This window comes from Micrococcus sp. ACRRV (assembly GCF_022346985.1).
GTDB lineage: Bacteria > Actinomycetota > Actinomycetes > Actinomycetales > Micrococcaceae > Micrococcus > Micrococcus porci.
This window is the reverse complement of record NZ_JAKRNH010000142.1, coordinates 1-4,955: the sequence shown is the minus strand read 5'-3', so window position 1 is coordinate 4,955 and position 4,955 is coordinate 1. Positions and strand designations below refer to the sequence as shown.

The 4,955-nt window shown below is 72.9% G+C and carries 5 protein-coding genes and 1 tRNA gene; 4 read left to right on the top strand and 2 right to left on the bottom strand.

The genetic code is table 11. The features are described from left to right. The first annotated feature begins 103 nt into the window (after nt 1-103). Nucleotides 104-190, top strand: a tRNA-Leu gene (locus MHY29_RS11240). Nucleotides 191-261: 71 nt separating this feature from the next. On the opposite strand, the gene MHY29_RS11235 is transcribed toward MHY29_RS11240, so the two are convergent. Next, nucleotides 262-612, bottom strand: coding sequence for a universal stress protein (locus MHY29_RS11235; RefSeq protein ID WP_041103511.1), 351 nt, complete (start codon nt 610-612; stop codon nt 262-264). A gap of 176 nt (nt 613-788) precedes the next feature. On the opposite strand from MHY29_RS11235, the gene MHY29_RS11230 reads away from it, so the two are divergent. Genes MHY29_RS11230 through tctA form a run of 3 tightly spaced genes read left to right on the top strand, consistent with a single transcriptional unit; the run spans nt 789 to nt 3,860 of the window. Next, complete coding sequence (locus tag MHY29_RS11230; protein WP_239241281.1) at nt 789-1,796, top strand: tripartite tricarboxylate transporter substrate binding protein; 1,008 nt, start codon at nt 789-791, stop codon at nt 1,794-1,796. Continuing rightward, nucleotides 1,793-2,353: a tripartite tricarboxylate transporter TctB family protein gene (locus MHY29_RS11225; RefSeq protein ID WP_129043316.1), complete on the top strand. Its 561-nt coding sequence runs from the start codon at nt 1,793-1,795 to the stop codon at nt 2,351-2,353. Before MHY29_RS11230 ends, MHY29_RS11225 begins: the two co-directional genes overlap by 4 nt. Nucleotide 2,354: 1 nt before the next feature. After that, nucleotides 2,355-3,860 (top strand): tripartite tricarboxylate transporter permease TctA, encoded by a 1,506-nt coding sequence (gene tctA / locus MHY29_RS11220; RefSeq protein ID WP_239241279.1) that lies wholly within the window; start codon nt 2,355-2,357, stop codon nt 3,858-3,860. Between the two features lie 109 nt (nt 3,861-3,969). On the opposite strand, the gene MHY29_RS11215 is transcribed toward tctA, so the two are convergent. Continuing rightward, nucleotides 3,970-4,935, bottom strand: coding sequence for a CoA ester lyase (locus tag MHY29_RS11215; RefSeq protein WP_239241283.1), 966 nt, complete (start codon nt 4,933-4,935; stop codon nt 3,970-3,972). Nucleotides 4,936-4,955: the final 20 nt, after the last annotated feature.

Sequence of the window (4,955 nt, the reverse complement as noted above, 5' to 3'; positions counted from 1 at the left end):
GGCGGACCGATTTGCGGGCGGGTGAACGGCGGGTGTAGGCTGTTCCTCGCTGCCTCGGCAGGGGCCGCTTCTTCGGAGGCGGAACCGGATGAGGAGGCCGCTCGCGCGAGTGGCGGAATAGGTAGACGCGCTGGCTTCAGGTGCCAGTGTTCGAAAGGACGTGGGGGTTCAAGTCCCCCCTCGCGCACCACGGCACATAGGCCCCGGATCCTCGGATCCGGGGCCTACGTCGTTCCCAGGCGGGTCCCCACTCGCCGGCCCTCACGGCTTGACGCACACCACCGGGACGCGCGCCTCGAGGATGATCTGCTGCGCGGCCGATCCCAGCAGCAGCTTGCCCACGGGGGAGCGGTGCTTCACGCCCACCACGATCCGGCTCGCGCCCACGCGCTCGGCGTGCTCGAGCAGGTCGCCGACGGCGTCCCGGCCGCGCTCCTGGGCGTGCGCCACGGACGCGACGACGCCGGCCTCGCGCGCCTCCGCCTCGTCCGGCTCGGTCCCGTCGAGGGAGAACCAGACCACGTCCTCCCCGCGCAGGGCCGCCTCGGCCAGGGCGGCCCGCCAGGCCGCGGCGCTCTCAGGGGTGCTGGTTCCGGTGCTGATGATCGTCATGGGCACCACTGTGCGCCATGGACGCGGACCCCGTCACCACCCGGACCGGTTGTCGTCGGTCACTCTGCGGACGCGGAGCGCACGCCGCCCCGCCGCGCTGTTACCGTGACCTCCACCACTCGCACCTGTCCCCGGCGCCACTCCATGGCGGCGGGGTGTCCCTGTTAGGAACCGCCATGTCCTCCACCTCCCCCGACGGCGCCCCGCGCCGACGCACGGGGATCGGCCGGATCGTCTTCAGCGTGATCGCGGTGCTCACCGTGCTCGCAGCCTCCGCCTTCTCCATCCGCTCGGCCTCGGGAGGCAACGACATCCGCACCAACTTGACCCTCATCGCCCCCGCGGCCGCCGGCGGCGGCTGGGACTCGTTCCAGCGCGAGCTGCAGCAGACCATGCGCGTCAACGGGCTCGTGAACAACGTCCAGGTGGTCAACATCCCCGGCGCCGGTGGCAACATCGCCCTCGGTCAGCTGACCACGCTCGAGGACGCGAACAACCTCATGGTGGGCGGCACCGGCCAGATCGCCGCCCACGCGGCCCGTGGCACCGGCCCCGAGCTCTCCCAGGTCACCGCGGTCAGCCGCGTCGTCGAGGAGTACAGCCTCGTGGTGGTCCCGGCGGACTCGCCGTACCAGAGCATGGACGACCTGGTGACCGCCTGGCGCGCCGACCCCGCCCACGTGGCGTGGACCGGCGGCGGCTCCTTCGACCAGCTCGTCATGGCGGACATCGCCCGCACGGCCGGCGTGCCGGTCGCGGACACCACCTACATCCCGTCCGACGGCGGCGGCGAGGCCATCCAGGCCCTGCTCAACGGCACCGCCCAGGCCTCCGCCGGCGGCTTCGCGGACATCTACCCGCAGGTCGATGCCGGCCGACTGCGCGCCCTCGGCGTGGTGGCGGCCGAGCCACTGGCCGGCGTCGAGGAGATCCCGACCCTGCGCTCCCAGGGCTACGACGTCACGCTCACCAACTGGCGCGCCCTGTTCGTGCCGCCGGGTGTCTCCGCGGAGGAGCGCACCGAGCTCGAGGCCCTCATCGCCGAGGCGGTCGACACCCCCGAGTGGAAGGAGGCGGTGCAGCGCAACTACTGGAACCCCGTGCCCCTCTCCGGTGCCGAACTCGAGGAGTTCATCGCCGCCGAGAAGGAGCGCATCGGCACGCTGACGGAGGAGATCAAGTGAGCCACGCATCCACCGTCCCCCCCGCCGCCGACGCCCCCTCCCGCTGGGGACGCGCCGCCGGGCTCTCCGCGCTCGTCATGCCGGCCGTGCTGGCCGCGTTCAGCCTCTACCTGCTGCTGGGATCCCTGGCCATGGACACCGAGGGCGCCGACTTCCCCGGCCCGGACTTCTTCCCGCTGATCCTCGCGGTCGCGGGCCTCGTGATCGCCGCCGCGCTCGCGGTGGAGGTCGTGCGCGTGCGCCAGGCCCCCGAGGGTCAGGCCGACGCGGACGGCGAGGTCGGCCAGGCAGCCGGTCCGCTGACCCTGTTCCACTCGGACTTCGGTGCGCTGGCCTGGTGCTTCCTCGGCTTCCTCGCGTTCGCCGTCCTGCTGCCCTGGCTGGGGTGGATCCTCGCCGGGGCGCTGCTGTTCTGGTGCATCACCCGCGCGTTCGGCGCCCCGCATCCCGTGTTCGACATCCTCGTCGCCCTGTTCGTCTCCTCGCTGGCCTACCTCGGCTTCGCGGTGGCCCTGGGCCTGACCCTGCCCTCGGGCATCCTGGGAGGTGGCTTCTGACATGGAGACCCTCGGACTCCTCATGGAGGGCTTCGCCGGCGCCCTCACCCCCATGAACCTGCTCTGGGTGGTGCTGGGCTGTCTGCTCGGCACCGCGGTCGGCGTGATGCCCGGACTCGGCTCCTCGATGGCCGTGGCCCTGCTGCTGCCCATGACCTTCGCCCTCGAGCCCACCGCCGCGTTCATCATGTTCTCCGGCGTGTACTTCGGCGGCCTCTTCGGCGACTCCACCATGGCCATCCTCATGAACACCCCCGGCCAGGCCTCGGCCATCGCCTCCACGTTCGAGGGCCACCGCATGGCCCAGGACGGCCGGGCGGCCCAGGCCCTGGCGACGGCGGCGCTCGGCGCCTTCATCGGCGGCATGGTGGCCTCGGTGTGCGTCGTGTTCCTCGCCCCCGTGCTGGCGGAGTTCTCCACGAGCTTCGGGCCCGCGGAGTACTTCGCGCTCGCGCTCTTCGCGTTCGTGGCCACCTCCTCGGTGGTCGCCGACTCGGTGCTGCGCGGCCTGGCCTCCCTGGTGCTGGGACTGGGCATCGCCGTCGTCGGGATCGACGCGGTGACCGGCACCGAGCGCTTCACGATGGGCTCCCCGCAGCTGTTCGACGGCATCCCGCTCGTGACCGTCACGGTGGCGATCCTCGCGCTCGGCGAGGTGTTCCACGTGGCCTCCCGGGTGCGCCGCGAGCACGAGGACCTGCGCGTCCGCCGCACCGGCCGGCCGTGGCTGTCGGGCGCCGAGTTCCGCGAGGCCGCCCCGGCGTGGCTGCGCGGCACGGCGATCGGCCTGCCGTTCGGCATCGTGCCGGTGGGCGGCTCCGAGGTGCCGACGTTCCTGGCGTACTCGGCCGAGCGGCGCCTGGACCGGCGCCGGGCGCATCCGCAGTTCGGCCGGGGCGCGATCCGCGGGCTGGCGGCCCCGGAGGCCGCGGGCAACTCGACCACCGGCATGGCGATGGGCGCCCTGCTCACGCTCGGCCTGCCCGTCTCCGCGACGGCGGCCATCATGCTGGCGGCGTTCCGCCAGTACGGGCTGCAGCCCGGCCCCCTGCTGTTCGACCGCAGCCCGGACCTCGTGTGGGCGCTGCTGGCGAGCTTCTTCATCGCGATGATCGTGCTGCTGGCGATCAACCTGCCGTTCGCGCAGCTGTGGGCCAAGCTCCTGCTCATCCCGAAGCACTACCTCTACGCGGGGATCACGCTGTTCTGCGGGCTGGGCATCTACGCCACCACGGGCGCGGTGTTCGACCTGCTGATGCTCCTGGGGATCGGCGTGCTGGGCTTCCTGATGCGGCGGTACGGCTATCCGCTGGCGCCGCTGATGATCGGCATGGTGCTCGGCCCGCTGGCGGAGACCAGCCTGCGCGACGCCCTGCTCAGCTCGGTGGGCGACCCGGCCGTGCTCGTCTCCACCCCCATCACGTGGGTGATCTACGGGATCCTGGCGATCGTGCTGGCGTTCTCGGTGCGGGCCGCCGTCGTGAGCCGGACGCGCCAGGACGTGTGAGCGGAGGCCGGATCCGCGCCCCAAGGCAACGCGGGTTGAGTTGTCACCGGTGTGCGGCCTCCGCACCCGTGACAACTCAACCCGCGTTTCTGGTGGGCGGTGGCCCCGCTCAGTAGTGGTACGTGTCCGACGGCGCCGCCGCGCGGTTCTCCTGGTCCGGGATGTGGGCCAGCTGCACGCCGAACGCCGCGGCCAGGGCCTGGATCTTCTCTGCCCGGGCCTTGCGGGGCAGGTCCGAGCCGTTGCGGATCTGCCCGCCGGCGGCGGCGAACTCCTCGAGGAACTCCTGCGCCCACGCCAGCTCCTCCGGGGAGGGGCTCAGGCCCTCGTTGACGGCGGCGCACTGCTCGGGGGCCAGGCAGAGCTTGCCCGTCATGCCGAACTCCGTGGTCACGGCGGTCGCCTCGGCCAGCTTCGCGCCCGTGGAGCCCACGGTCGGCCCGTCGATCGCACCGGGCAGGCCGGTGGCCTTGGCCGCGATCGTGAACTGCGAGCGCGTGTACGCCAGCGCCATCGGCGACTCGCCCAGGCCGGTGTCGCGGCGGAAGTCGCCGATGCCGAACGCCAGGCGGAACGTGCCCTTCGCCGCCGCGATCGAGTCGATGCGCTGCAGGCCGCGCGCGGTCTCCACGAGCGCCACCACGGGCACGCCGGGCAGGCGGCGGGCGGTCTCGTTCACGTGGTCGGTGGACTCCACCATCGCCAGCATGACGCCGGCCAGCCCGCCCTCGGCGACCGGCCCGCCCAGGTGCGCGGGCAGGGCGGAGGCGAGCGCGTCGACGTCGTCCTCCCACCACTTGGAGCCGTAGCCGTTGAGGCGGACCCAGGCGGTGTGCCCGGAGCGCAGCCACTCCACGGTGTCCTGCAGCGCCCGCGCCTTGTCCTGCGGGGCCACGGAGTCCTCGACGTCCAGGATCACGATGTCCGCCGCGGAGTCCTCTGCGGGCTGGAAGCGCTCGGGCTGGGCGGCGTTCACGAGGAGCCAGGAGCGGGCGAGCTCGGGGTCGATGCGCTGGCCGGGGGCGGCCTCCAACCCCCTGGACTCGGCCGAGCTGCCCGGTGCGGGGGAGCGCATGGCGCTCGAGATCGTCGCCT